This is a genomic window from Peteryoungia ipomoeae, from assembly GCF_004912165.1.
GTDB classification, from domain to species: domain Bacteria; phylum Pseudomonadota; class Alphaproteobacteria; order Rhizobiales; family Rhizobiaceae; genus Allorhizobium; species Allorhizobium ipomoeae.
The window spans coordinates 407,231-430,772 of the sequence record NZ_STGV01000002.1 but is presented as its reverse complement, the minus strand read 5'-3'; the positions used below and the strand labels follow the sequence as shown (position 1 = coordinate 430,772).

Annotated in this window: 25 protein-coding genes; 9 read left to right on the top strand and 16 right to left on the bottom strand. The window is 60.5% G+C overall.

Annotation, left to right across the window (positions count from 1 at the left end; genetic code table 11):
• On the bottom strand, positions 1-951 hold the full coding sequence (locus tag FAA97_RS08535) for an aldo/keto reductase (RefSeq protein WP_136598105.1): 951 nt from the start codon (positions 949-951) through the stop codon (positions 1-3).
• A 184-nt stretch (positions 952-1,135) separates the two neighbouring features.
• On the opposite strand from FAA97_RS08535, the gene FAA97_RS08530 reads away from it, so the two are divergent.
• Positions 1,136-2,122, top strand: coding sequence for a Gfo/Idh/MocA family protein (locus tag FAA97_RS08530; protein WP_136598104.1), 987 nt, complete (start codon positions 1,136-1,138; stop codon positions 2,120-2,122).
• A gap of 14 nt (positions 2,123-2,136) precedes the next feature.
• Here the strand turns inward: FAA97_RS08530 and FAA97_RS08525 are convergent, their stop codons facing one another.
• Both FAA97_RS08525 and FAA97_RS08520 read right to left on the bottom strand, forming a co-directional pair.
• A complete protein-coding gene (locus tag FAA97_RS08525) occupies positions 2,137-2,511 on the bottom strand; it encodes a GtrA family protein (RefSeq protein ID WP_136598103.1) in 375 nt (124 codons plus the stop codon).
• A complete protein-coding gene (locus FAA97_RS08520; protein ID WP_246041372.1) occupies positions 2,508-3,530 on the bottom strand; it encodes a glycosyltransferase in 1,023 nt (340 codons plus the stop codon). Before FAA97_RS08520 ends, FAA97_RS08525 begins: the two co-directional genes overlap by 4 nt.
• Before the next feature lie 154 nt (positions 3,531-3,684).
• On the opposite strand from FAA97_RS08520, the gene FAA97_RS08515 reads away from it, so the two are divergent.
• From FAA97_RS08515 to FAA97_RS08485, 7 genes are all read left to right on the top strand, one after another.
• Positions 3,685-5,517: a hypothetical protein gene (locus FAA97_RS08515; RefSeq protein ID WP_136598102.1), complete on the top strand. Its 1,833-nt coding sequence runs from the start codon at positions 3,685-3,687 to the stop codon at positions 5,515-5,517.
• Positions 5,518-5,588: 71 nt separating this feature from the next.
• Positions 5,589-7,193 (top strand): exodeoxyribonuclease VII large subunit, encoded by a 1,605-nt coding sequence (gene xseA / locus FAA97_RS08510; RefSeq protein WP_136598101.1) that lies wholly within the window; start codon positions 5,589-5,591, stop codon positions 7,191-7,193.
• Between the two features lie 385 nt (positions 7,194-7,578).
• Entirely contained in the window at positions 7,579-7,788 is a 210-nt protein-coding gene (locus tag FAA97_RS08505; protein ID WP_006726525.1) for a cold-shock protein, read from the top strand.
• 123 nt (positions 7,789-7,911) lie between these two features.
• Positions 7,912-8,136: a hypothetical protein gene (locus tag FAA97_RS08500; RefSeq protein ID WP_136598100.1), complete on the top strand. Its 225-nt coding sequence runs from the start codon at positions 7,912-7,914 to the stop codon at positions 8,134-8,136.
• A gap of 25 nt (positions 8,137-8,161) precedes the next feature.
• Complete coding sequence (locus FAA97_RS08495; RefSeq protein ID WP_136598099.1) at positions 8,162-8,542, top strand: DUF6481 family protein; 381 nt, start codon at positions 8,162-8,164, stop codon at positions 8,540-8,542.
• 131 nt (positions 8,543-8,673) lie between these two features.
• Positions 8,674-9,009, top strand: a complete 336-nt coding sequence (locus FAA97_RS08490) for a hypothetical protein (RefSeq protein ID WP_136598098.1) — start codon at positions 8,674-8,676, stop codon at positions 9,007-9,009.
• A 121-nt stretch (positions 9,010-9,130) separates the two neighbouring features.
• On the top strand, positions 9,131-10,249 hold the full coding sequence (locus FAA97_RS08485) for an endonuclease/exonuclease/phosphatase family protein (protein WP_136598097.1): 1,119 nt from the start codon (positions 9,131-9,133) through the stop codon (positions 10,247-10,249).
• A gap of 13 nt (positions 10,250-10,262) precedes the next feature.
• On the opposite strand, the gene FAA97_RS08480 is transcribed toward FAA97_RS08485, so the two are convergent.
• The 3 genes from FAA97_RS08480 to FAA97_RS08470 all read right to left on the bottom strand — a co-directional run bounded on the left by FAA97_RS08480 (position 10,263) and on the right by FAA97_RS08470 (position 12,414).
• Positions 10,263-11,513, bottom strand: coding sequence for an aminopeptidase (locus FAA97_RS08480; protein ID WP_136598096.1), 1,251 nt, complete (start codon positions 11,511-11,513; stop codon positions 10,263-10,265).
• Between the two features lie 73 nt (positions 11,514-11,586).
• Complete coding sequence (gene ybaK / locus FAA97_RS08475) at positions 11,587-12,060, bottom strand: Cys-tRNA(Pro) deacylase (RefSeq protein ID WP_136598095.1); 474 nt, start codon at positions 12,058-12,060, stop codon at positions 11,587-11,589.
• A gap of 3 nt (positions 12,061-12,063) precedes the next feature.
• Entirely contained in the window at positions 12,064-12,414 is a 351-nt protein-coding gene (locus tag FAA97_RS08470; RefSeq protein ID WP_136598323.1) for an ArsC family reductase, read from the bottom strand.
• Between the two features lie 205 nt (positions 12,415-12,619).
• On the opposite strand from FAA97_RS08470, the gene FAA97_RS08465 reads away from it, so the two are divergent.
• Positions 12,620-13,177, top strand: coding sequence for a methylated-DNA--[protein]-cysteine S-methyltransferase (locus FAA97_RS08465; RefSeq protein WP_136598094.1), 558 nt, complete (start codon positions 12,620-12,622; stop codon positions 13,175-13,177).
• A gap of 72 nt (positions 13,178-13,249) precedes the next feature.
• Here the strand turns inward: FAA97_RS08465 and guaA are convergent, their stop codons facing one another.
• The 10 genes from guaA to FAA97_RS08415 form a co-directional block, all read right to left on the bottom strand.
• Positions 13,250-14,812 carry a glutamine-hydrolyzing GMP synthase gene (guaA, locus tag FAA97_RS08460; RefSeq protein ID WP_136598093.1) on the bottom strand — a complete coding sequence of 521 codons (1,563 nt, stop codon included), beginning with the start codon at positions 14,810-14,812 and terminating at the stop codon, positions 13,250-13,252.
• A 76-nt stretch (positions 14,813-14,888) separates the two neighbouring features.
• Positions 14,889-15,527, bottom strand: a complete 639-nt coding sequence (locus FAA97_RS08455; RefSeq protein WP_136598092.1) for a 5'-methylthioadenosine/S-adenosylhomocysteine nucleosidase — start codon at positions 15,525-15,527, stop codon at positions 14,889-14,891.
• Positions 15,524-15,973, bottom strand: a complete 450-nt coding sequence (locus tag FAA97_RS08450) for a PaaI family thioesterase (RefSeq protein WP_136598091.1) — start codon at positions 15,971-15,973, stop codon at positions 15,524-15,526. The genes FAA97_RS08455 and FAA97_RS08450 overlap by 4 nt, the downstream gene beginning before the upstream one ends.
• Positions 15,974-16,042: 69 nt before the next feature.
• Entirely contained in the window at positions 16,043-16,495 is a 453-nt protein-coding gene (locus FAA97_RS08445; protein ID WP_425467410.1) for a TspO/MBR family protein, read from the bottom strand.
• 38 nt (positions 16,496-16,533) lie between these two features.
• The gene (locus tag FAA97_RS08440; RefSeq protein ID WP_136598089.1) at positions 16,534-17,610 is read right to left on the bottom strand and encodes a DUF1513 domain-containing protein; all 1,077 of its coding nucleotides are present in this window, start codon (positions 17,608-17,610) and stop codon (positions 16,534-16,536) included.
• 1 nt (position 17,611) lies between these two features.
• Entirely contained in the window at positions 17,612-18,718 is a 1,107-nt protein-coding gene (locus tag FAA97_RS08435; RefSeq protein ID WP_136598088.1) for an imelysin family protein, read from the bottom strand.
• On the bottom strand, positions 18,718-20,244 hold the full coding sequence (locus FAA97_RS08430) for a di-heme oxidoreductase family protein (RefSeq protein WP_136598087.1): 1,527 nt from the start codon (positions 20,242-20,244) through the stop codon (positions 18,718-18,720). Before FAA97_RS08430 ends, FAA97_RS08435 begins: the two co-directional genes overlap by 1 nt.
• 45 nt (positions 20,245-20,289) lie before the next feature.
• Positions 20,290-21,570, bottom strand: a complete 1,281-nt coding sequence (locus FAA97_RS08425) for an imelysin family protein (RefSeq protein WP_136598086.1) — start codon at positions 21,568-21,570, stop codon at positions 20,290-20,292.
• 116 nt (positions 21,571-21,686) lie between these two features.
• Positions 21,687-22,973, bottom strand: coding sequence for an RsmB/NOP family class I SAM-dependent RNA methyltransferase (locus FAA97_RS08420; RefSeq protein ID WP_136598085.1), 1,287 nt, complete (start codon positions 22,971-22,973; stop codon positions 21,687-21,689).
• A gap of 102 nt (positions 22,974-23,075) precedes the next feature.
• On the bottom strand, positions 23,076-23,438 hold the full coding sequence (locus FAA97_RS08415; protein ID WP_136598084.1) for a septal ring lytic transglycosylase RlpA family protein: 363 nt from the start codon (positions 23,436-23,438) through the stop codon (positions 23,076-23,078).
• Positions 23,439-23,542 lie beyond the last annotated feature (104 nt).

The window sequence follows — 23,542 nt, the reverse complement described above, 5'->3', positions numbered from 1 at the left end:
TCACTCTCCCGCCTTGTTGAGCAAGTCCATTTGAACTGGCGTCAGCTTAAGCGTGGCAGCAGCAATCATGCTGTCGAGCTGTCTGAGGCTGGTGGCAGACGCGATCGGTGCGGTGATGCCCGGCCGTGCCGCGACCCAGGCGATGGCGACGGTCGCCTGAGTGGTGCCGGTTTCCGCTGCAACCTGATCCAGCGCGGCAAGGATGGAGAGACCGCGCGCGTCCAGATAGTCGCCGACCCGGTAGGAGCGGGCAGCTCCTTCGGTGTCGGCCTTCACGCGATATTTGCCGGTGAGGAAACCTGCCGCCAGCGCATAATAGCTGATCACGCCGATGTCTTCGGCGAGGCAGAGATCCCGGATCGGGCCTTCGAACCGGTCGCGCGTGTAGAGATTGTATTCGGGCTGCAGAACGTCAAAGCGTGGCAGTCCGTTGCGCGCGGCGGCATCGAGCGAGGCCTGAAGCTGTGTGGCATCATAGTTGGAGCAGCCAATCGCGCGGATCTTACCCTCGTCCTTCAGGCGCGAAAACGCCGTGAGAGTCTCCTCGATGGGGACGTCGTTATCCGGTTTATGCGCGAGGTAAAGGTCGATATAGTCGGTTCCAAGCCGTTTCAGCGAGCCCTCGACGGCTTCCGCAATCCATCTCGCAGAAAGCCCGGTCTTAGCGCCATTGTTGTCGAAACCGACCTTGGTCACGATGGTGACCTTGTCACGCGCGACATAGCCCCGCTTCAGCCATTTCCCGATGATCGTCTCGCTCTCGCCACCCTGATGCCCGTCGACCCAGGCTGAATAGACATCCGCCGTGTCGATCGTGTCGAAGCCAGCGCCGAAAAAGCGATCCAGCAGGTCGAAGGAAGTCTTCTCATTGGCTGTCCAGCCAAAGACATTTCCACCAAAGACCACGGGAGCAATGGTGAGGCCGGTGCGGCCAAGCGCGCGTTTTTGCATGGGCATGTCCTTTCATTGCACTTGATCAGGAGAAGACTAGTGCGGCTGCCTTCAATGCACCATTCAATTTCATAGATGGGTCATTCAGGTGTTCTGCGGTTGAACGGGGATTGCGGCGCGGTGCAATTGCACGGCAGAACCCCTTCGCCTAAGGTCCGCCTTAACATTTCAGGGAGGTCACCAAATGCTGCGTTTCGGAATTCTGTCGACGGCCAAAATCGGTCGCGAACTCGTCGTTCCCGCCATCCAGGATGCGGAAAATGCCGTTGTCACGGCAGTTGCAAGCCGTGATCTCGAAAGAGCGCGCGAAATGGCCGACCGCTTCTCCGTGCCGCATGCCTTTGGGTCCTACGAGGAGATGCTGGCGTCAGATGTGATCGACGCCGTCTATATTCCGCTGCCAACTTCCCAGCATGTAGAATGGTCGATCAAAGCCGCAAATGCCGGAAAGCACGTGCTCTGCGAAAAGCCGATCGCCCTGAAGGCCGAAGAGATCGACGCCATCATCGAAGCCCGCGACCGCAACAAGGTTCTCGTCACAGAAGCCTACATGGTGACCTATGCACCAGTCTGGCTGAAGGTCCGCGAGCTGCTGGCCGAGGGCGCCATCGGCACTTTGAAGATGGTGCAGGGCTCCTTCACATACTTCAACCGCGACCCCGGCAATATGCGCAACATTCCGGAGCTTGGCGGCGGCGCGCTCCCCGATATCGGCGTCTATCCGACGATCACCACGCGTTTTGTGACCGGCAAGGAGCCGGTCCGCGTCCAGTCGACCATCGAGCGCGATCCGGACTTCGGCACGGACATCTATTCGAGCGTAAAGGCAGATTTCGGCGGTTTCGAGCTGAACTTCTATGTCTCGACCCAGATGGCCAATCGCCAATTGATGGTTTTCCATGGCACGGATGGGTTCATCGAGGTGAAGTCGCCGTTTAACGCCGACCGCTGGGGCGCCGAGGAGGTCGAGCTCACCAATCGCGGACATAATGTTTCACAGATCTTCCGTTTCCCCGACAGCCGCCAGTACAAGCTGGAGGCAGAAGCCTTTGCCCGTGCCGTGTCCGGCACGATGGGCGAGATTGTCACGCTCGAAAACTCAAAAGCAAACCAGAAGCTGATCGATGCCATCTACCGCGCATCGGAGAAGGATGGCTGGGAAGCGGTGTAAGCTGCGGCTTGCCGTCAGCGGCGAAAGACGTAGCGGGAATACCCAAAGAAGCTGAATAGCATCGCCGCCACCGAGGCGGCGACCAGGGCGACATAGGGGCTGAGAAGCGGGGCGGCGAGGAGCAGCCCCGCATAGACACCATAATTGACGAGCGATGTGATGGCGCCAATGAAGCCATAGCGGAAGCCCTCAACGACAACCGCTCGTTTCGAAGCACCGAAGGTGAAATGGCGGTTGAGCTGCCAAGTCGAGAGCAGGGCAAGTGCAATCGCGATGACCCGGCCCGCCAAGGGGCCCAGGGGAGTGAACGTGAGCAACAGCCACAAGACCCCCATGTCGACCAGAAATCCTGTGGCGCCGACCACGATAAAACGCAGGAATTTCTTCATGCAGCCTTCGAAGCGGTGGTCTTCGACTTTGAAGATCTAGCGGATTTTGCCGCTTCGGTTTTCCGTTGCGGCGCAACGAGTGGGCTTAGCGCGGGCAGCGTCAGATAGTGGATGCGCAACTGCTCGGCGCGTGATCGTGCGACGGAATCGAGGATCAGCGCTGCCGTGAATGACAGGAAGGACATCAGCATCAGTGTCACGGCGAGGATCCAGGTGGGCACGCGGGCAACGAAGCCCGTGGTGAAGAACTCGAACAGAACCGGCATCATGAAGCCGAGGCTGAGGCCCATCAGGCCGGCTGAAATAAGCCCGAAAAAGGCAAAGGGCCGTGTTTCCTTCATCAGCATGGCAAACATCCAGAGGATCTTGAAGCCATCCTTGAAGGTCGACAGCTTGGAATGCGAGCCTTCAGGCCGGCGACCGTAGTCGAGTTCGATCTCGCACACCGGCAGCTTCAGCCGCGAGGCATGAACCGACATTTCCGTTTCGATCTCAAAGCCGGCTGATACGGCGGGGAAGCTTTTCACATAGCGGCGTGAGAAGGCGCGGTAGCCTGACAGGATGTCGGTGAAGTCGTTGCCGAACATCAGGCGGTAGAGTGCGTTGAACAGACGGTTTCCAAAAGCGTGGCCGTTGCGACCGGCATCGTCATGGACGCCACGGCGGGTGCCCACCACCATATCGGCGCGTTCGGTGATCAGCGTGCGGATCAGTTCTTCGGCGTCGGCCGGACCATAGGTGCCATCGCCGTCTGCCATGATGTAGATGTCTGCATCGATATCGCAGAACATCCGGCGAACGACGTGGCCTTTGCCCTGGCGGCGCTCACGCACAACGGTGGCTCCGGCCAGCATCGCCGTCAAAGCCGTGCCATCGGTTGAATTGTTGTCATAGACATAGATGCGCGCGTCCGGCAGCGCTTCTTTGAAGTCGCGTACGACCTGGCCAATGGTTGCCGCTTCATTGTAGCAGGGAAGAAGGACTGCAATATCCGGCTTTTGGTGTACCGATGCACTCATGAACGCAAAACCCATCACTTGTGCGAGGGCCCCTTTGGCCACGCGCGGCTTTACTATTTCTTGAGAAGGTTAAGGCTAGGTTTCGCCGCAGGAGGCGCCGCGTAATATTGCAAGACACGGCGTCGGCATCGAGAGAGCATGGAGGAAATTCGCCGTGGCCGACAAGATCCGACCTGGCAATTCTTCATCGGGGGCACGGGTGCCGGAACGGCACCTCCGGGTCGTCGTCCTCTACTGGATCATTACCGTTGCCATCGTCCTGCTTCTGAATATGCCGGGTTTCAGAGACTATGTCGGCTCTGACAACGACGACACCATGAGGCTTGTGCAGGTGAGGGATCTCCTTGCCGGCCAATCCTGGTTCGACCTCAACCAGTATCGTTTGGGCCTTGAGGGTGGCACCTTGATGCACTGGTCACGACTGGTCGATCTACCGATTGCGCTGCTGATTGCGTTCTTTTCCCTATTCCTGCCGGCCCTTCAGGCGGAAGCTTTCGCTCTTGCTTTATGGCCCCTGCTGCTCTCGCTGCCTCTCATGGCCTGCATGGCAATCGCAGCCCTTCGGCTGGATGACCGGATTGCGATGCATGTTTCACTGATGTTGACCGCCGTCTTCATCATTACGGGCAGCCGCTTTCTGCCCGGATCGATCGATCACCACAATCTGCAAGCGGTGATCGTCGCTGCAATTGTAGCCGGCCTGCTCGACACGCGTTGGCGCATCGGTAGCTACGCGACGGTCGGCGTAGCCTGCGCATTCGCCATGGCAATCGGTGCCGAAACAGCGCCGCTGATTGCCGTGGTCTGTGCAATTATTGCCTGCCTCTGGGCGTTGCGTGGCGCCCGCTTCAATGCTGCGGTGCGCGCCTTTTCGCTGGCCCTGCTGGTCAGTCTGACGCTGCTTTTCGTGGCAACAATACCGCCTTCTCAATACGGATTGGTCACTTGCGATAGCTTGTCCGTGGGGTACTATGCCATCCTCGCAACCGGTGCCGCAGGCCTTTTTGTTGCGTCCTTCCTGCCCACTGGTCTCGGGTTCATTGGCCGGTGGCTCGCCCTTGCGGTGATCGGTGTCCTGGTTGCCGGTTCGGCCGTTGTCGTGGCACCGCAATGCCTGCAGAACCCGCTAAACGATCTCGATCCTCTGCTTCATGAGTTTTGGCTCAGCGGTGTGGTGGAAGCCCGTTCCTTGTGGCAACAACTGCAAGAGGAGGTCGCGACTGTTGGAGGCTTCTACGCAGCCGGCGCGTTCGCCGTCGCGGTCTGTGTGTTTCGGATCATGGACAGGGATCGCGTGTCGCAGCATGCGATCCTCTTGGCGATGCTGTGCATCAGCCTGCTGGTGGCCGTCATTCAGGTGCGTGGTAGCTTCTTTTCAAACCTTCTGGCGATTATCCCCTTGTCGTCGCTGATCGGTCAGTTGCGACAGAAGAACAATGATGAGCCGGAAAATCTCGGCGCCGGCCTGCTCTTTGCTCTTTCGGCCTTGCTGGCTGTGCCGAGTGTCTGGGCATTGGGCGGAGTGCTCTTCGTGGAAGGCACGGCCGGTGTGTCGACGCGGCTGAAGGAGATGTTCGTATCGACTCCGCCTTCGACAGGCGGTGCGGCCTGCGCGACCTCTGCCGCCTTTGCGGCGCTGGCAAATCAACCTGCAGGAACGGTCTCGGCGCCTTCGGACCTGGGAGCGGACATTCTGCGTTACACGCATCACCGGGTTTTGACCGGGCCTTATCACCGTAACCAGGCGGGTATGCTGACGGAGCTGCATATCGGCCTCTCAACGCCAAAGGAAGCGGCGGCCTTTCTGCGAGGTGGCGATGTCAGCCTGCTTGTCTTTTGCCCTGAAGGTCAGACAGAGCGCATTGCAATGAGCAAGCCGGATGGACTCTATGCCGCGCTGGGTGCCGGCACTGTGCCTCCGTACCTGGTACCGGTGCCCTTCGACGGTCCGTCAGCCATGAGGCTTTTCCGCGTCGTCCTCCCGTAAACCAATGAAAATGACTTGAGTGCCGGCGGAGCGGGCTGAAACCTGTGCGCCTTTGCGCTAAGTCATCAGCCATGAGCAATTTCTTCGACAGCGATTCGCCGACCAACCTCACCGAATTCTCCGTTTCGGAACTCTCGGGTTCGATCAAGCGTACCATTGAGACCGCCTTTGACCATGTCCGGGTTCGCGGGGAAATTTCCGGCTATCGCGGCCCGCATTCCTCAGGGCATGCCTATTTCAGCCTGAAGGATGACAAGGCACGCATCGATGCGGTCGTTTGGAAGGGCGCATTCTCCAAGCTTAAATACCGGCCTGAAGAGGGCATGGAGGTGATCGCCACCGGCAAGATCACGACCTTCCCCGGTTCCTCGAAGTACCAGATCGTTATCGAGCAGCTGGAGCCCGCGGGTGCAGGCGCATTGATGGCATTGATCGAGGAGCGCAAGCGCCGCTTCACGGCAGAAGGTCTCTTCGATCCGGCGCGAAAGCAGATGCTGCCTTTCCTGCCAAAGGTGATCGGCGTGGTTACCTCGCCCACCGGTGCTGTCATTCGCGACATCCTGCATCGTATCTCTGATCGTTTCCCGGTTCATGTTCTGGTCTGGCCGGTCAAGGTTCAAGGGGAAGGGTCGGGCGACGAAGTGGCGAGTGCGATCCATGGTTTCAATGCAATGGAGCATGACGGGCCCATTCCGCGACCCGACGTGCTGATTGTCGCACGCGGTGGCGGCAGCCTCGAGGATCTCTGGAGCTTCAACGACGAGGCTGTCGTCCGCGCAGCAGCGGCGAGTGACATTCCGCTGATTTCGGCGGTTGGCCACGAGACCGACTGGACCTTGATCGACTACGCAGCCGATGTTCGCGCGCCAACGCCGACCGGTGCCGCTGAAATGGCGGTGCCTGTCCGGGCGGAGCTTGAGGCGCAACTGGCAGCCCTGGGGGCGCGCCACTCCGGTGCAATGTCCCGACAGATGGATTTGCGCCGCCAGAACCTGCGGGCGCTTGTGCGCGCACTGCCCTCGCTTGATCAATTGCTGGCGCTGCCGCGCCGGCGCTTTGACGAAGTCGCGACGAATCTCGGTCGTAGCCTTGAGCTGAACACCCTGAACAAGAGGCGCAGCTTTGAACGGGTGGCCGCCAAGCTTTCGCCCGACATGCTTGCACGTCGTCTCGGTGAGCATCGCCAAAGGGTGCGTGAACGTGCTGCCTTGTCCGAACGCATCGTGGAACGTCTGATTGAGCGCAACAAGACAAGGCTCGGCCGGTTTGACGCAGCATTGACGGCCGTGCCCGGACGGCTGAAAGGAATGACCGATCGCTCGAAAGACCGTTTGGAAAGCCTGGGCCGCCGAGTTGACGCGGCTGTTGCCAATGATCTGCGTCGCGCCCGCCAGGCAATCACCGCGCAGGATCGGGTCTTGCAGTCGCTGTCCTACAAGAATGTGCTTGCTCGCGGGTATGCAGTCATTCGGGATGAGAACGATCGACCGGTATCGCGCGCAACGGGGCTTGCTCATGGTCAGGCAATTGCGATCGAGTTTTCAGATGGTCGCGTCGGGGCTGTCGCGGGCGAGGGAGGTCTGCCGCCGGAGCCGGTCGTCCAGCCGCCGAAGTCAGCGGCAATGAAGCCCCTCAGGAAGCCGGAGCCCCCGGCCGGTCAGGGTAGCCTTTTCTGAGGCCGGATTGCGCCGGAGTTCAGGATACCTATAGCCTCACGATCCGAAACACCCGCGGGAGGGACGCTTCATTAGAACGCGTCGACCGGCCTGCTGTCTGTGCCATCAGGCCTGCGATTTCAGTGCGCAGAAAATCCCCCTGATTTGTGGAGGTTATGCGAAGTTTTCAGGGTCGGAAAAATAGGTAATTTGGCACCGTTCACAATAAATCTGTGCAATGGTTGACTTTAGTGAATTTAAATTCTATGTAGTGGTTGTCGATATTTGTTTGCCTAGATTTGGCTTGTGCATCAGCACATTGAGCGGACCTTCCTTTCAAAAATCGTTATTCGATCCGCAGCGCAGCCGCGCTGGGGTAAATCTATGCGCTATGAAAGGGTTCATCATGACCACTGGCACAGTTAAATGGTTCAATTCCACCAAGGGCTTCGGCTTCATTCAGCCTGACAACGGCGGCCCGGACGCATTCGTTCATATTTCGGCGGTTGAACGCGCAGGTATGCGCGAAATCGTTGAAGGCCAGAAGCTTTCCTACGACATGGAGCGCGACAACAAGTCGGGCAAAATGTCTGCCTGCAACCTTCAGGCTGCCTAACCCGTTTGGGATCCGCTTTCCCTTGACCACGGATGTACTGGCACTGCTGAGAGCAAGATCCCTTGGAAGGTCAGGCATAACGCCTGGCCTTTTTCATTTAATACACCGTTTAAGGAGGACGAGATGAACGATATCATCAGTAAGTCCCGACAGGTCGCAGAAGTTGCTTTTGCCAAGGCCCAGTCGCAATCACTGGCGCGCAGCCGTGCACTTGAAGAGCACGATCTGATCGCGTCGTCACGCGACGAGAAAACCAATCGCCTCAGAGAAGCGCGCCTGGCGAAAGAACGCCAGGATCGCGAAAACGCCAAGGCCGCTCTCGTCGCCAAGCGCGCGAAGACATCCTGATATACGAAGAGTACTGGAGCAACTTTTGAAATTCAGCAGAGACAATGGACTATCTGAGCGTCGCAATACCGCCACCGACGCCAAGGCGGCCCAGCTTGCAGCCTTCAAGGCTGCGCGGGAAGCAGCCCTGCCTAAACTCGCGGATCGACAGGCCGAGCGCCTTGCGATCGTTGAAACGCGCAATCAGCGCCGTGCGGAGCGTGAAGACCTGAAGGCGGCCGAACAGGCGGCTATCAAGGCCGCTGCTGACGAGCGTGAAGCCGCAGCAGAGCTTGCGGCGCGTGCCGAAGCCGATGCAAGGGCGTTGGCAGAGAATAGCCGTATCTCGCGCGTCGTTGAAGATGAGGCTGCCCGCAAGGCGGAACGTGATCGCCGTTACGCCGCACGTAAGGCGCGCCAACGCTGAGCAGCGATAGGTGGCGTAAGAGACGCTGTCCTGATCAACCACGCGTGATGGCGGTCGAAAAATGGTGTAGCGAACACCATATCCATCTCTGGGAGAGGCTGTTGAGATCCCGTTTTAGAATGGAGTACGCTATGACCATCAAGATCGCTTTGGCCGCCGCAGTGGCTGCGATGACTTTCAGTGCAAGCGTAGCCGTGGCTGGCAACTGGACGCCGAAAGAAATTCTCTTCGGGAAGCAGTATGGCGGCAATGTCATGGCCATCAAGGTCGACCGCGGTGGATATGATCGCCATTCTTACCCCTTGCAGGCCCGTTATCCGACCGGCAATTCGCTTGCCCGGGCGCAAGGTGAGGTTGCTGAAGATCCGAGCCTGAGTGCCGCTCTCGACATCCGTGGCATCGCGCCGCAAAACGTTCTCTGGGTGCAGACGGCAATGAACGGCGGCAAAATCGTCTACTTTCGATAGACAAATCGGTTGCGCGACCTGACCTGGGTCGCTGCAGCCTCTCATGGTGTTCTTTCGCTTTTCCCGTCATAGGCGTATAATCAAGCCTGGTATGATGCGGGAATAGCTTGGGGGACGTACCATGCGCCTTGCCGTCTATAATGTCGAAAACCTCTTTGATCGCGCGAAGGCAATGAATCTCGAGACCTGGGCGGAGGGTCGCCCGGTTCTTGAGCAGTTTGCCGAGTTGAATTCGCTTCTGGGCGAGCAGGTCTATTCCGACGCCGTCCGGAAACGCATGGCCGAGTTGATCATCACCCTCGGCATGGAAAAGAGCGACACCGGGCCTTTTGTTATCTTGCGCCGCAACCGGGGTGGCCTCCTCAAAAGACCCAAAACCGGCGGGATCGAGATTACGGCCACCGGCCGCGCCGATTGGGTCGGCTCGCTCGAATTGCGTGATGAGCCCATCAATGAACATGCGATGCACAACACGGCCCGTGTGATCCGCGACCTGAAGGCTGATGTTCTGGGCGTGGTTGAGGCTGAAAGCCGCCCAGTGCTGAGGGCCTTCAATGATGAAATCCTGCCGGCGGTGGCAGGCAGCCCCTTTCGCCACGTCATGTTGATTGATGGCAATGACGAGCGCGGCATTGATGTCGGGCTGCTTTCCGGCGCCGCCTATCCCATCGGGAGAATGCGCAGCCACGTCGATGACCGCTTGCCTGATGGCAGCGACGGCTTGGTCTTCTCGCGAGACTGCCCCGAGTTCGAGGTGGCCTTGCCAGATGGAGAACAGATCCTGGTGCTGATCAATCATCTGAAGAGCAAGGGCTATGGCAGTACGGCTGCCGCCAATCGCCGCCGCCGGGCGCAGGCTGTTCGGGTCGCCGAGATCTGTGCCGAGCGGCTCTCCGAGGGGTTTCAGCATATCGCAGTGATCGGTGACTTCAACGACACGCCGGACAGCGATCCCCTTCAGCCATTGCTGCAGGCCGGAGCGATGAAAGATGTTTTCCAACACGCAAAGTTCGATGACGGTGGTTATCCCGGCACCTATGGCCTTTGTAACGCTGGCAACAAGATTGACTACATTCTTCTATCGCCCGCACTGTTCAGCCGCGTGAAGGCTGGCGGCGTGATCCGCACCGGCATGTGGCCGGGCTCCCGGCCGAAACGCTGGGACACCTATGAGGAATTGAAGAGGCCGCAGGATGCGGCCTCCGATCATGCGGCGCTTTTCGTCGATCTCGACATCTGAGCGGTGGGTCCGGTCAGGCCCATTCGCCCTTGCGCATGACAGGCACCTTCGAGCCATCGGCGCTGATGCCGTCGATATCGACCTTGTCCGATCCGATCATCCAGTCGATGTGGATCAGCGAAGAATTGCCGCCCTGTGCCTTGATCTGGTCCTGGCTGAGCGAGGCACCATCGAGGAAGCACTTGGAATAGCACTGGCCGAGCGCGATGTGGCAGGACGCGTTTTCGTCGAACAGCGTGTTGTAGAACAGCACGCCGGAGGCCGAGATCGGCGAGGAATGCGGCACCAGCGCCACTTCGCCCAGACGCCGCGCACCCTCGTCGGTGTCCAGCACCTTGTTGAGCACGGCCTCGCCCCTGGAGGCCTTGGCTTCCACGATCCGACCGCCCTCGAACCGCACCTGGATATTGTCGATCAGCGTGCCCTGATGGCTGAGCGGCTTGGTCGAAGAGACGTGTCCCTCCACCTTCAGAGCATGCGGCGTGGTGAAGACTTCTTCGGTCGGGATGTTCGGATTGCAGGTCACGCCATTCTTTGCCGTCGAGGCGCCGCCATGCCACTCGTGGCCATCCGCGAGGCCCACCGTCAGGTCGGTGCCCGGTCCGGTGAAATGGAGCGCTGCAAAGCGTTCGCCGTTCAGCCAGGTCGAGCGCTTCTTCAGTTCCGCATTGTGCTCGGCCCAGGCCGCAATCGGATCCGCACGGTCGACGCGGGACGCCGCGAAGATGGCGTCGGCCAGCTTGCGCACGGCCTCTTCGATAGGCAGGTCTGGGAAGACGAGCTTTGCCCAGGACGGGTTGGGATAGGAGCAGATGTTCCAGTTGATGTCGAAATTCGAGATGTGCTCCAGCGCCGGCTTGTAGGCGATGGAATTCGCCTTGTTGGCCCGACCCACCTTGGCCGAATCCTCTTCGGCAAGCAGCATCGGATTGTCACCCGCGATCGCAAGGCGGGCTGCACCATTCTCGTAAGCCTTGGCCATGCCGTCATAAAGCCAGCCCGGTGCGCGGTCGAAGCTCTCGTCATGCCCGTGACGATAGCGAGCGAGAGTCGTTTCCTCGTCGGCATAGAAGGTCGTGACGGTTGAGGCGCCAGCCTTGTAGGCATGCGCCGTGATCAGGCGGACAAGCGGGACAGCGACAAGCGGCGCCGTCAGGACGAGATCCTGGCCTTTCTGCAGCTGCAGGCCGACCCTGATCGCCACCTCGGCGAGCTTGTCGAGCTTGACGGGATCGATGGCGGCGGAGAAATCGGGAAGGGTCATGGAGGCATTCCTGTTTTGACGGTCAGGTCAGACTTAAGGGCAAAGATGGCGAAGTCCAGACCAAGGCGGTCGATCACGCCGTGAGGGGTGCGGCGATGGCGTTCAACGCCGCAAGTGCATCCTTCGGCGACAGCCGGACCTGAAGTCCCCGCTGCCCGCCATTCATGTAAACAAGCGCCTCTTCCATGGCGGAGATCTCGATCGCCGTCGGCACCTGTTTCTTCTGGCCGAAGGGGCTGATGCCGCCGACGACGAAGCCGGTGAGCTTCTCGGCATTGGCCGGCTTCATCATGGCAGCCGATTTGGCCCCGAAGGCGCTTGCAAGCTTCTTCATCGAGACCTCCCTGTCGGAAGGCACGACCACGCAGGCTGGCTTGCCATCGAGCTCGACCATCAGCGTCTTCAAGACACGCGAGGGATGCTCGCCGATCGCTTCGGCCGCCTGCAACCCGATGCGCTCGGCATTGGGATCATAATCATAGGTGGCGGTGGTATAGGCAATGCCGGCCTTGTCGAGAAACTGCGTGGCGCGGGTGGTCCTCGCCATGGTTCAGGCCTTCAGTGTCTGCTGGTAGATCTCCGGCTTGAAGCCGACAAGAAGCTTGCCGTCGATATCAAGCACGGGCCGCTTGATCATCGAGGGTTGCTCGATCATCAACGCCTTGGCCTTCGCCGCATCAATGCCGTTCTTCTGGTCGTCGGACAGCTTCTTGAAGGTTGTGCCGGCCTTGTTGAGCAACACTTCCCAACCGACCTTGCCGATCCAGTTGTCGAGGGTCGCAGCATCCACGCCCTTGGCCTTGTAGTCATGGAAGTCATGCGCCACGCCGTGCTCGTCGAGCCAAGTCCTTGCCTTCTTCATCGTGTCGCAGTTCTTGATGCCGTAGATCGTCGTGGCCATGCCGCAAAACTCCTGTTCCTGATCGACGGATAGCAACTGGCAGGTGCGCATGGCAAGCTCGGCAGGCACCTGGTGTATGGAACGTGGGATGAGGTGGCCCGGCAGCAGCGAGCGTGCAGAAATCGGGTTGATCGAACTCAGCCGCGGGGCCATCGTCTGACGTGCGGCCTCAAGGGCGCGTGACGCGGTCGGAGCGAGAACGAAGATGACCTTTCAGCACTTCCAGATCTTCGAGAGCGCAAACGGCTTTTGCGGCATAGGCTGGGGTGTCGGCGGTATCTCTCGCTTCCAGTTGCCGAGCGATACCTTTGCAGAGACGGAACGGCTGATGCATCGCCGGATGCCGGAGGCGACCATGGTCGAGCCACCGGCAGGGATCATGGAGGCGATAGTGCAGGCGCAGGCCTATTTCGCAGGCAGAGTCATGGATTTCACCGGGCTTGACCTCGACCTCTCCGGACAGGGGGAGGTCTTCCAGAGGATCTATGCGGCCACCCGTCGTCTCGCTTGGGGCAAGACCACGACCTATGGCGCGCTGGCCGCAGAGCTGGAGCTTGGAGCGGCAGGCGCGTGGACGATCGGGCAGGCCATGGCGAAGAACCCGATCCCGCTGATCATACCGTGCCACCGCGTTCTGGCCGCGGGTCGCAAGATCGGAGGCTTTTCGGCGCCGGGCGGCGCGGTCTCCAAGCTCCGGATGCTGGAACTGGAAGGCGTTCAATTGCCGGACACGACGCCGGCGCAGCAGTCTTTCAGCTACTGAGCAACGCGCACAAAAAAACGGAGGGCGTTGGCCCTCCGTTGCATCGCTCCGATCAGCCTTCAGGCAGTCGGCTTATTCCCACTCGATCGTGCCCGGCGGCTTCGAGGTCACGTCGTAGACCACGCGGTTGATGCCACGGACCTCGTTGATGATGCGGGTCGCCGCACGGCCGAGGAATTCCATGTCATAGTGGTAGAAGTCGGCGGTCATGCCGTCGACCGAGGTGACCGCGCGCAGCGCGCAGACGAATTCATAGGTACGTCCGTCACCCATGACGCCGACGGTCTGCACCGGCAGCAGCACGGCAAAGGCCTGCCAGATCGCATCATAGAGGCCCGCCTTGCGGATCTCGTCGAGATAGATGGCATCGGCTTCGCGCAGGATGTCGAGCTTCTCGCGGGTGATGCCGCCCGGGCAACGGATGGCGAGACCCGGACCCGGGAAGGGGTGACGGCCGATGAAGCTGTCGGGCAGGCCGAGTTCGCGGCCAAGCACGCGGACTTCGTCCTTGAACAGTTCGCGCAGGGGCTCAACGAGCTGCATGTTCATGCGTTCGGGAAGGCCGCCGACATTGTGGTGGCTCTTGATCGTCACCGACGGACCGCCGGTGAAGGATACGCTTTCGATGACATCGGGATAGAGCGTGCCCTGGCCCAGGAAATCCGCGCCACCAAGCTTCTTCGCCTCGTCCTCGAAGGTCTCGATGAACAGCCGGCCGATGATCTTGCGCTTGGTTTCCGGGTCGCTGACACCTTCCAGTTCGCCGACGAACCTGTCTACGGCATCCACATGGATGAGGTGCAGGTTATAATGCTCCTTGAACATGGCAACCACGTCGGCGGCCTCGTTCTTGCGCATCAGGCCGTGGTCGACGAGGATGCAGGTCAGCTGGTCGCCGACGGCCTCATGGATCAGCAGGGCTGCGACGGAGGAGTCCACGCCGCCCGAGAGCGCGCAGATGACGCGCTTGTTCCCGACCTGGGCCCTGATCTGCTCGACCGCCTTCTGTCGATAGGCATGCATCGTCCAGTCGCCCTTCAGGCCTGCAACATTGTGCACGAAGTTCTGGATGAGCTTGGCACCATCAGGCGTGTGCACCACTTCCGGATGGAACTGGACGGCATAGTACTTGCGCGACTCGTCGGCGATGAAGGCGAATGGCGCATTGGCCGAGGTGGCAAGCACCTTGAAGCCCGGCGGGATCGCGGTGACGCGGTCGCCGTGGGACATCCAGACCTGATGACGCGAGCCGGTCGACCACAGGCCGGCGAAGAGCTCGCAATCCTGCTCGACGTCGAGGAAGGCGCGACCGAATTCGCGGTGATGGCCGCCTTCGACCTTGCCGCCGAGCTGGGCGCACATGGTCTGCTGGCCGTAGCAGATGCCGAAGATCGGCAGGCCGCTGTCGAACAGCACCTGCGGCGCCCGAGGGCTGCCTTCGTCCAGCGTGGAAGCGGGGCTTCCCGACAGGATGATTGCCTTCGGCTTCAGACGATTGAAGCCTTCTTCAGCGGATTGGAAGGGGACGATTTCGCAATAGACGCCGGATTCACGGACGCGGCGTGCGATCAGCTGCGTTACCTGGCTGCCGAAATCGACGATGAGAACACTGTCGGGATGTGCTGTCTGGGTCATGGCGAGCCTTTAAAGAAATCGGGGCCATCTTTCAATGGCAGAATCCCGAGAGAATCTCGATTTTTTGTGCGCCTGCTCAGAACCAGAAGACACCGTCTTCCAGTGCGGTCTGCAGGCTGTCGACAGCGAGCGCTAGCTTCTTGTCGATGACATGCAGATACTGCGTCCAGTCATCGATGTGGTTGACGTCGTGGCGCCCGTCGGAAATGCCGCGCAGACCGATCAGCGGAATGTCAAAGGCATGGCAGGCCCGCAGGATTGCAAAGGTCTCCATGTCGACCATATCGGCCTCGATCGACTGATAGGCGGCGCCGGAGACGACATTGGCGCCGGTCGACAGGCTGGCTGTGGCCAGACCCGGGATCCGCAATGGAAGCTCGACCGTGGCCGGTAGGTCGAGAAGCGGGGTGCGCCCCTTTTCGAAGCCGAAGGCAGACGCGTCCATATCACGATAGGAGACGGTCGAGACCTGATAGATTTCCGTCTGCTCCAGCTTCGCCGATCCGGCCGAGCCAAGGGAGACGACGAGATCCGGCAGGTCGTCCCGATGCGCGAGCCGTGTCAGCTCGCGGGTGAGGACGATCGCCGCCTCGACCGGTCCGATGCCGGTCATCAGGGGTGCAATGCGGGTGCGCAGGAAGGCGCCGTATTCAGGATCGGCGGCCATGACGAAAAGCACTTGTTTGCCGGCAATCGGCTTCATTTCGTGGATCATCCGGAAATTCCTTCGCGTCCGCGGATCACCATCAGCGTGCTGGTCATGGACGCGATCAGCTTGGCCGGTCCATCGGTCAGTGCATAGCCGCGCCCGTCGGCAACGATGATGTTGGAGCCGGGCTTTGTGATTTCGCCGCGAAACAGGAAACGTTCGCCGCGGCCGGGCGACATCAGATTGACCTTGAACTCGATTGTGAGCAGCGAAGCTTCCTGATCAGTCACGGTATAGGCCGCATAGCTGCAGGCCGTGTCGAGGGCGGCGGAAATCACGCCGGCATGCAGGAAACCGTGCTGTTGCGTCAGCTTCTCGTCGAAGCCGAGTTCGATTTCGACCACGCCCGGGCTGATGCTCGACAGCGTTGCGCCAAGCGTCGCCATTGCTCCCTGCCGCGCGAAACTGCCCCGTATGCGCGCCTCAACCGCGTCCTGATCAATGTCTACCATGCCACCCGTCCTTGTCGCGGGCGAAAGTGGCATGGCCATCGATGGCAGGCAAGCCAGCTGTCGGCAAATTCAATTCAGCCAGGCGATTGAGAGATTGAGCACGCTCGCGAAGGCGACCCAAGCGAGATAGGGCACAAAAAGCAGGGTGGAGATCCGGTCAATAGGCCGTGCCTTGACCATGAAGGCGACGATCGTGATCAGCATGCCAGCAATGACGGCAAGCGCCAATTCCGGATTCTGCAGGCCGAAGAAGGCAGGCGACCACATCAGGTTGAAGGCCATCTGCGCGAACCAGAGCTGCATGGCAGCCGATTTCGGTGAGCGCTGCCAGATCCGCGCACCGGCCACACCGATCATCACGTAGAGCGTCGTCCAGACCGGACCAAACAGCCAGGAGGGCGGATTGAAGAACGGCTTCTGCAGGGACTGGTACCAATCGCCCGGCATGTTTGTGATGCCTGCAATGAGGCCCGCGCCGACGACGAAACCGATAAAGAGAATGTAGCTCAGGAACTTGGACATGGCAGGCATCTAGGGCGTCCCTCCCGGTTCGGCCAGTGTCAGAGGCGTATGATGTGCTGGTCCCAGGCGACAGGGCTTTGTCGGTCGAGGAAATTGCCACGATAGGAGGAGACGGCAAAACTGTCAGGCGAGGGGGCAATGCCCGCCGCATCCGGCAGAATTGTTTCTGACAGGAGTCGACCATCCCTGCCATCCAGCACCGCCCAAAGCCCGTTTTTCGGCGAAACGATGCCGACGAGGCCCTGCGTCCGGTTGACGGCGATGGCGCCGACATAATTGCCGAGCCGGTCCGTCGTCTCGTCGGGAAAGTGAACGTAAGTGACGGCCTCGCCTCTGGCAAAATGCCCAACGAGCGGCGGTCGATCAGTGCGCGCTCCTTCATACTGGCAGGCGAACCAGATCCGCCCGTCTGAGCCCACGTCGAGATGGCGTGTGGAAAGCTGTCTGAGTTCAGGTGGCAGCGCGTGCTTCTCGATCAGCGCGCCGCTCTTCGCGTCGGCCAGAACAAGCGATGGCTCCATATGGTCGAGGTTGAGCTTGGTGCGGCCGAAATCCGGATGCGTCTCGATCCCGCCATTGGCAATGACCAGCAGGCCGTCATCGGTGACGGTGATGTCATGCGTGCCGATGCCATGGGCCGGCACCTCGCCCAGGCGCTCGAAGCCGGAGAGACAGTCATAGATGCCGATGACGCCGGCATTGGCGTCAAAGTCGTTTTCGCTGGCATAAAAGAGCTTGCCGTCAGGCGAAAAGGCGCCATGGCCGAAATAGTGTCGCCCTTCGGCCGCCGCGATGATGCGCGGTTCGACATGCTTCCTGGCGTCGAAGATCACAGCAAATGTACCGGGTCGCCGGGCAAAAGCGACCGAAAGTCCATTCGTAGCGCTATGGCAGAGTCCATGGACACGCCCCGGCAAGGCGATCTCGTCGATCAGGCCCCCCTGTTCGCTCACGAGGCCAATGGCAAAGCTGCCATCGGGGCGCTTGAGGCCACTGGCATAAACCGCATCTGCACGCTCCAGGGCAAAGGCTGCGCGCGGCGCCAGGCCTGCGACGAAGGAGAGACCGGCGGCCCGCAGAAAGGCGCGACGATCGATGAGCGGTGTGTCGATCATCTCAGTCGCCGTCGGAGAAGGAGAAGCCGGCGGCAAGCCCGATGCCGCCGCCGAGATCGTTGTTGAGCCGGAGAATCAGGTCGCGGCTGTTCAGCAGCAGGAAGTCGAGCTTGGCGATCTGGGTCGGGTCTTCAAAGATCGCGGCCACGTCTGGCTTGATGTCGGCCGATACCCGCGACAGGGACCGCGCGACGAAATCGGTCGAGGAAACGACGGAGCGATTGCCTTCGGCGAGGAGTTCTACCATGCCCGATGTGTCGAGCAGATCACGAAGGCCTTCGATGTTCGCGTTGATGGACCGGAAGGTGTTGCCCGAACGCCAGTAGATTGCCTGGCGCGGCTGCGCCTTCTTCGGAACACCCTTGTAGAATTGTTCGATGCGCTGGTCGCGGATTGTCTCGGCTGCATGCACGAGTATGCCGAGCAATTCCTTGGCGGCCTCCGCTTCGTCCCGATAGATCGGGTTGTGAGGTCCGGGTGTCTTCCAGGCAGCGGCGACACCCTCAGGCATGTCCCAGGCAGCGACCAATTCCCCGCCGAGACGCTTGAGATTGGCCGCGATCGCCGTGCCATACTGGCAGCGATAGGCATTGCCCTCCATCTCGAGGCTTTCCGAGCCTGTTCCGAACAGGACGAATTCAAGCGCCCCCAGCCCCTGCATGGCGACACTCTTGCCTTTCAGCGTCTCGACCGAGGTGACGCTCGGATCGGGCTTCGCGAGCGCTGCCTGCACCTGTTTCAGGCCGGTACCCTTGCGGTCTGGGAAAAACAGGATGCGCTCGAAACGGTTGTTATCGAGAACCGGACCGACCCGCACGATTTCAATCCGCGACCAGGCTGCGACGAGATTGCCGAATGTCGCCTGCGCATTCAGGAGGTGATCGCGAGATGGTGCGCCGCAGAGCCTGACCATGGATTCCTCCATGGTCTCGGCTTCTTCGGTGAATTGGCGGTATCCGGGTCGAATGAAATCATCGACGGCGCGCGCCATGACGGATGGCACCTTGGCGGTGTCGAGCACGCCGACTGTGGATGCCGTTTCCTGCGCCAGCGCGGGCAGGGGCATAAGGACGGCAGCGACAAGGGCAAGGTGCGTGAAAGTGCGCATCAGAGTGACTCCAGGAATGTGATCAGGGCCTTGCGGTCCTCCGGCGTGGCGGCGGCAAACGCATTGCGGGCGGCCTCAGCTTCGCCGCCGTGCCAGAGAATAGCTTCCGTCAGGTTCCGTGCGCGCCCGTCATGCAGAAAGAAGCTATGGCGGCTCACCACCTGCGTCAGACCGATACCCCAGAGCGGCGGCGTGCGCCACTCCCGTCCGGTCGCATCGGCGACCGGCTGGCCATCGGCGAGGTCCTCACCCATGTCATGAAGCAGAAAATCCGAATACGGCCAGATGAGTTGAAAGGCTTGTGCCTTGTTGCCCGCCCGGCGGCTTGTGACGAATTTCGGTCGGTGGCAGGCGATGCAGCCGCTGGCATAAAAGACTTCCTTGCCGCGCAGCACCCGGGCGTCGTCCACGTCCCGCCGCTTCGGCACAGCGAGGTTTTGGGCATAGAATGTCACGAGATCGAGCACGGGATCCGGTGCTTCGGTATCGCCCAGCCGTAGCTGGACTCCGGTCGCCGTTTCGAAGCAGTCGGCCTGCTGTTCGGTGCAGTCGCCAAAATGGCGCGGATCGTCCGGTGTCGATAGTCCGATATCGCCAGCAAAGGCGCTGGAGCTCTGGTCCCGGACAGAGGCGTTCTGCGCCTTCCAGCCAAAGCGGCCGAGCTTGATCTCTCCGGTGCGGTGGTCACGGGCACGCTGGGCCTTGCCGGAAATGCCATCTCCATCGTGATCCTCCGGATCAGCAAGGGCGAGGATGTCCTCCTCCGGGATGGCTTCGATCAGGCCAAGCCCGATCATCGGATTGGCAATGCGTGGGGAGAGCGTCGTGGTCGGATCGAGCGGGCCGTAATTAAGATCGCTGACGGAATAGCGCGGTGTTCGCAGCATGACCGTCTCGCCACCTGCAAGCGTCATGGCACGCTCGACATAGCTGATGGTCATGCGCCCTTCAGCGGCCAAGCCAGGGACCGCCTGGTCCTGCAACTGGCCGCCATAGACGGGGTCCGGCAGGAAAGGGACGTCCAGACGATCGAGCTTCGCCTGCTCATCCGCCGTCGCTGCAGCGCGCGCCAGCCGAAAGAACATCGAGGTATGATCGCGGTCGCCCTCCGGCGGATGGCCACGGCCATCCTTCAGATGGCAGCTCTGGCAGGCCCGCGCGTTGAACAGTGGGCCGAGGCCGTCGGATGCCTGGGTCGAGGAGGGGGAGGAGACCCAGAGTTTGCGGAACAGCGCGTTGCCGAGCTTGAACTTTTCCTCTTCGGCGAAGGTGATGTTTGCAGAGAAGTCGGAGAAGGAATCGGCGCTGACACCGCGCCTGGAGGTGCCGGCACCGCCCTGCATAAGCTCGAAGGTCTCGGCCCTGAAAAAATCCTCCGTGGGACGGGTGACGGCCTCAACGCGGGCACGGTCCTTCGGCGTAAGGTCGCTCCGCCTCAGTTGTTCGTCAGCGGCCGCCGCTCCGGTCGCTACGGCGATGGTAAGCACGGTCGCAAGGCTTGAGCTGAGGCGGTGAAACGATCTCATCGGAGGATAGGGTCGCCCGTGTTCTGGGCGACCCGCCTTTTCTGCTTACTGGAAGACTGCGCCAGGATTATCAAGGCTGTCGGAGCCTTCAAGCTCGATCGTGCCGAGATCCAGCGACGCGATGATGCGCTGGATGGTCTGGGTCTGGTCGACGAGGCCGTCGATGGCGGCTTGAACGGTGGCATTGCCCTCTGCATTGCCTTCGCCGATCATCTGATCATAGGCTTCGGTCGCTTGGGCGCGCTCCGCCATGGTGTTCATGGCGGCGAGCGTCTTGTCGAGCTTGTCCTTCATTTCGGTATCGAGCGCCGCATCCTTGGCAGCAACGAGTTCGGACAGCGACGGACCAGTCATTCTGGTGCCATCGACACGTGTGTATTCGCCGGTATAGGCGGATGCGATGCCGACGGCATCGTTCAGATGCGAGGCATGCGTGTTGTCGGAGAAGCAATCATGCTCCTCTTCCGGGTCGTGCAGCAGCACGCCCAGCTTCATGCGCTCGCCGGCGAGTTCGCCGTAGGAGAGAGAGCCCATACCGGTCAGAATTGCCGAGATCCCCTTGTTCTCGTCGGCCAGAACAGCTTTCGTCGCTTCGCCCTCTGGCGACCAGGCGGCTACCATCTCTTCGAGATCCTTCACCAGCAGGGTGGAGGCGGCCTTGAGGTAGGCGGCGCGGCGGTCGCAATTTCCATTGGTGCAATTCGCTGTGTCGTAGTCAGTGTAGGGTCGGTTGCCAGCGCCGGGACCGGTGCCGTTCAGATCCTGACCCCAGAGCAGAAATTCGATGGCGTGATAGCCGGTCGCGACATTGGCTTCGACTTCACCGGCCTCATGCAAAGTCTCGGCGAGAAACTCCGGCGTGATCGCCGAGGCATCAACCTCTTCACCGTTTATCTTGACCTTCGGGCTGGCGATGACATTCGCAACATAAAGCGCGTTGCCGTCGCTCTCGCTGCCGTATCCGGCGTCGACATAGTCGATCAGGCCCTCATCCAGCGGCCAGGCGTTTACCTTGCCTTCCCAATCATCCACAATCGGATTGCCGAAGCGATAGACTTCCGTCTGCTGATAGGGCACGCGAGCCGCAACCCAGGCAGCCCGGGCAGCCTTCAGCGTTTCCTCGCTTGGCTTGGCAATCAACGCGTCGATGGCTGCATCCAGAGTTTTCGCGGTGGATAGCGAATCTTCGAACTTCGCGTGGGCAAGGTCTGCATAGTGCGTCAGCACGCTCTTGGGCGCGGGCGCAGCGACGGCCGGGCCTGCGAAAAACGCTGCCGACGAAATGAGCAAGGCCGCCGACGCGCGGATAATGGATTTCCGGATCATGGTGTCTCCCTTCGGCGCCCGAAGCGCCCCATTGAATTGGACGCCCTTACTTGGCCGAAATGAAAACTGGTGTCAAATTGTCGACTATAGTCAAATGGCCGGTATATTGACGTTTGTCAGGTGCGCATCATGCGGCAGAAGAAAAAGCCGTCCGTATCCATGCTGGCGGGGCTCAACGTGACAGTCTTGCCGTCAAGAGAACGCGGCATGGGCTTGTCCGCACCAAACAGTCTCTTCCAATCGGAAACGACGGGAACAATTTCAAAGCCCGTGTTCTCTGCACAGAAGGCCTGGACCTGCCGATCGTTCTCCTCAGGCAATACCGAACAGGTTACATAGTAGAGAGAGCCACCTGGGCGGACATATTCTGCCGCGTCCTTGAGGGCGAGCTGTTGCTGCTCAGTTCGCTCGGCAACGTTTCGGTCTGTAAGGCGCCATTTGGTATCCGGGCGCCTGCGCCAGGTGCCTGTGCCCGTGCAGGGGGCGTCGACCAGCACGCGGTCGAAGCGCTCCTTGAGATTGGCAAGGCCTTTGGCGCTATCGTGAACCTGAACATTGTGGGTGCCGGCGCGTTTCAGTCGCTCGATGATCGGAGCAAGCCTCTTGCGGTCCGCGTCATAGGCATGGACCTGCCCCTTGTTGTTCATGGCTGCCGCCATGGCCAGCGTCTTGCCGCCTCCGCCTGCGCAGAAATCGAGAACCTGCTCGCCCTCACGCGGATCAACGAGATCTGCGACGATCTGCGACCCTTCATCCTGCACCTCAAACCACCCCTTCTGGAAGCTCAGTTCCGCGGTCACGTTCGGAAGGCGCGATGGACCTTCGCCGGCGGGGACACGCATGCCGAAGCGCGCAATCGGAGAGGCCTGGGCGCCTGATCTGTCGAGCGCCTTCAAGACCTTCTCCCGATGCGCCTTCAGCGTGTTGACGCGAAGGTCGAGCGTTGGCCGTGTCGCAAGTGCCCTGGCTTCCATCAGCCAGTCGCTGCCAAAGGCCTCCTCAAACGAAGGCTGAATCCAATCGGGAATGTCACCCTGCACATGAAGTGGCGCCTGAGAAATGTCACGCGAGGTGAAGGCAGCTGTCTGATCCGCTGTAAGCGGGGCGGGGGCGAAGTTGTCGCCATCGAGCTCGCTTGTCAGCTGATCGAGGCTCATCCCCCATTGGCGCAGCAGGACGGACCAGCCGAGGGCGGATGCACTGTCGTCATCCATCAAATATGCATGGGAGAGCTTCATGCGCAGCGCGTCATAGACAATGTTGCCGATGGCTGCCCGGTCACCCGAGCCGGCAAAGCGATGCGCCAGGCCCCAATCCTTCAGGGCGTCGGCGACAGGACGGCGACGAGTTTCGATATCGTTCAAAACCTCGATCGCACCAGAGAGGCGTCCGCCCAGGCGCATGGTTCATTCTCCCTTTTTGCAAGAAGAATGCGTGGTAACGGCGAATGAGCGCAAGAGCAAGCCTCGGCTCGTGGCGACGCCGTCACCCTGCCTTGATCATTCTCAGCGAATGATCTCGTAGCAAACTTTGGCATGGCCGGAACGGATCATGCCAATGTCCTGGGCTGCGGCCTTGGAGAGGTCCAGAACACGGCCACGAATGAAAGGGCCGCGATCATTGATGCGGACAACGACGCTCTTGCCGCTGCGTGCATTCGTCACCTTCACCTTGGTGCCAAAGGGCAGCGTCTTGTGAGCTGCCGTCATCAGGCGCGGGTTCATGCGCTCACCAGATGCAGTCTTGGATGTGAGAGCATACCAGGAGGCGCCGCCGCACGAAGATTTGGCAGCAGCATTTGCCGGGGTGAAAGCACAGAAGGCAGCAATAGTAGCTGCCGCAAGTACGGTCAGTCGGTTGTTGGTCAAGTTCTTGTCCTAGTCGTTGTCGCTAGCTTATTTTTCCGTTTGGAAGCGTAGAGCGCGGCAAAAATGGCAAAAACGTGCCATATTCCAATCACGTAACGTTACGC

Coding starts and splice junctions, on each gene's coding strand:
- FAA97_RS08535 (WP_136598105.1), bottom strand. CDS start 951: ATGCAAAAACGCGCGCTTGGCCGCACCGGCCTCACCATTGCTCCCGTG.
- FAA97_RS08530 (WP_136598104.1), top strand. CDS start 1,136: ATGCTGCGTTTCGGAATTCTGTCGACGGCCAAAATCGGTCGCGAACTC.
- FAA97_RS08525 (WP_136598103.1), bottom strand. CDS start 2,511: ATGAAGAAATTCCTGCGTTTTATCGTGGTCGGCGCCACAGGATTTCTG.
- FAA97_RS08520 (WP_246041372.1), bottom strand. CDS start 3,530: ATGAGTGCATCGGTACACCAAAAGCCGGATATTGCAGTCCTTCTTCCC.
- xseA (WP_136598101.1), top strand. CDS start 5,589: ATGAGCAATTTCTTCGACAGCGATTCGCCGACCAACCTCACCGAATTC.
- FAA97_RS08505 (WP_006726525.1), top strand. CDS start 7,579: ATGACCACTGGCACAGTTAAATGGTTCAATTCCACCAAGGGCTTCGGC.
- FAA97_RS08500 (WP_136598100.1), top strand. CDS start 7,912: ATGAACGATATCATCAGTAAGTCCCGACAGGTCGCAGAAGTTGCTTTT.
- FAA97_RS08490 (WP_136598098.1), top strand. CDS start 8,674: ATGACCATCAAGATCGCTTTGGCCGCCGCAGTGGCTGCGATGACTTTC.
- FAA97_RS08485 (WP_136598097.1), top strand. CDS start 9,131: ATGCGCCTTGCCGTCTATAATGTCGAAAACCTCTTTGATCGCGCGAAG.
- FAA97_RS08480 (WP_136598096.1), bottom strand. CDS start 11,513: ATGACCCTTCCCGATTTCTCCGCCGCCATCGATCCCGTCAAGCTCGAC.
- ybaK (WP_136598095.1), bottom strand. CDS start 12,060: ATGGCGAGGACCACCCGCGCCACGCAGTTTCTCGACAAGGCCGGCATT.
- FAA97_RS08470 (WP_136598323.1), bottom strand. CDS start 12,414: ATGGCCACGACGATCTACGGCATCAAGAACTGCGACACGATGAAGAAG.
- FAA97_RS08465 (WP_136598094.1), top strand. CDS start 12,620: ATGACCTTTCAGCACTTCCAGATCTTCGAGAGCGCAAACGGCTTTTGC.
- guaA (WP_136598093.1), bottom strand. CDS start 14,812: ATGACCCAGACAGCACATCCCGACAGTGTTCTCATCGTCGATTTCGGC.
- FAA97_RS08455 (WP_136598092.1), bottom strand. CDS start 15,527: ATGATCCACGAAATGAAGCCGATTGCCGGCAAACAAGTGCTTTTCGTC.
- FAA97_RS08450 (WP_136598091.1), bottom strand. CDS start 15,973: ATGGTAGACATTGATCAGGACGCGGTTGAGGCGCGCATACGGGGCAGT.
- FAA97_RS08445 (WP_425467410.1), bottom strand. CDS start 16,495: ATGTCCAAGTTCCTGAGCTACATTCTCTTTATCGGTTTCGTCGTCGGC.
- FAA97_RS08440 (WP_136598089.1), bottom strand. CDS start 17,610: ATGATCGACACACCGCTCATCGATCGTCGCGCCTTTCTGCGGGCCGCC.
- FAA97_RS08435 (WP_136598088.1), bottom strand. CDS start 18,718: ATGCGCACTTTCACGCACCTTGCCCTTGTCGCTGCCGTCCTTATGCCC.
- FAA97_RS08430 (WP_136598087.1), bottom strand. CDS start 20,244: ATGAGATCGTTTCACCGCCTCAGCTCAAGCCTTGCGACCGTGCTTACC.
- FAA97_RS08425 (WP_136598086.1), bottom strand. CDS start 21,570: ATGATCCGGAAATCCATTATCCGCGCGTCGGCGGCCTTGCTCATTTCG.
- FAA97_RS08420 (WP_136598085.1), bottom strand. CDS start 22,973: ATGCGCCTGGGCGGACGCCTCTCTGGTGCGATCGAGGTTTTGAACGAT.